This is a genomic window from Acinetobacter sp. SH024, assembly GCF_000163635.1.
Taxonomy (GTDB): domain Bacteria; phylum Pseudomonadota; class Gammaproteobacteria; order Pseudomonadales; family Moraxellaceae; genus Acinetobacter; species Acinetobacter pittii.
On record NZ_GG753618.1, the window covers coordinates 1 to 1,348 of the forward strand.

The 1,348-nt window shown below is 36.4% G+C and carries 1 protein-coding gene and 1 pseudogene; one reads left to right on the forward strand and one right to left on the reverse strand.

All coding sequences use genetic code 11. The features are described from left to right. Positions 1 to 7: 7 nt before the first annotated feature. Positions 8 to 976 (reverse strand): IS30 family transposase, encoded by a 969-nt coding sequence (locus HMPREF0013_RS24215; protein WP_005804963.1) that lies wholly within the window; start codon positions 974 to 976, stop codon positions 8 to 10. A 101-nt stretch (positions 977 to 1,077) separates the two neighbouring features. On the opposite strand from HMPREF0013_RS24215, the pseudogene HMPREF0013_RS24920 reads away from it, so the two are divergent. Then, positions 1,078 to 1,263: pseudogene (locus HMPREF0013_RS24920) on the forward strand (molecular chaperone); the annotation flags it as partial. Positions 1,264 to 1,348: the final 85 nt, after the last annotated feature.

Here is a 1,348-nt window from a genome sequence, read left to right on the forward strand (position 1 = left end):
GGCGAATTCAAACATGAGGTGCGACAGTTTCAAAAGCCATATGATAATCAACAAGCTGAGCAAATTTCTCTAATGGTGTAAGCCAATCTAACGCCTTTCTAGGACGAGTATTCAGTGACATGGCAACTTGATTTAAATAATGCTGATCTGCCTGATTTAAATCAATCCCTTTAGGTAAATATTGCCTAATTAAACCATTCATATTTTCGCATGTGCCTTTTTGCCAAGGTGAATGTGGGTCACAGAAATATACATCTATGCCTAAATCTTCTTCGAGTATTTTATGTTCTGACATCTCGCGTCCACGGTCATAGGTCAACGTTTTACGCAGTTCTGCAGGTAAATATTTCAGAGCTTCAGTTAAAGCCTTGCGCACTGATTCTGCCTTTGCATCAGGTAATGTTGCCAAGATACAGAGCCGTGTATTTCGTTCAATAAGTGTTGCTATCGAACTTTTATTGTCTTTACCTTTAATTAAATCAGCTTCCCAATGACCCGGTATTTTTCTTTCTTGAACTTCGGCTGGGCGCTCATGAATAGTTTTAATATCCTGTAATATAGAATCTTTTTTAGGTTCACCGTTAGCTTTTCGCTTTTTATTTTCATGACGCAGACAGGATAATAAGTCTTTTTTCAACTCACCCTTGGGTAATGCTCGTATCGTTGAATAAATCGTTGTATGGCTTACATTCATTGTTTGATCCAAATCAGGAAATGTCTTTAAACGCTTTGCTATTTGCTGAGGAGACCATAAACAACGGATCGCTTCAACAATAAATTTCCAGAGGATTGAATCGATTTTGAGTTTTCTGTGACCACGTCTACGTCTAGCGAAGGTGTTATCAGAAGCATATCGAGCTTGATAAACGTCATTGATGCTATTTCTTTTAAGCTCACGATAGATCGTACTAGGATGTCTTTTAATGAGTTCAGCAAATTTTCTGGCTGAAAAGCCTTCTTTTCTTGACTCAAGCATTAATGCAGTACGATCTTCAAAGTTAAGATGATGGTATGACAATTTTATATACTCCATAAACCCTTTAAATTAATTAGGTGGTTTATGTCGCACTTCAAGTTTTACTCTGCCGTCTAATGCTTATTGATACAACAGCAAATAAAAGTTATCCCATTAAAGTAAATACTGTGAATGGTTATATTCTTGCGGAGAAGTCGAAAAGTTACTCGATTAGTAACTTTACCTACCAACCAAATCATAAATACAGCGTATCTCTAACAGTTAATGGTAAGAAAACCACACTTTAAGAGGCTTATATGAAATACATTATAGGTGTCTTATGTGTTGCGTATTTTCCTGCATATTCTTTTGCCGAACAGTTACTAGATCATA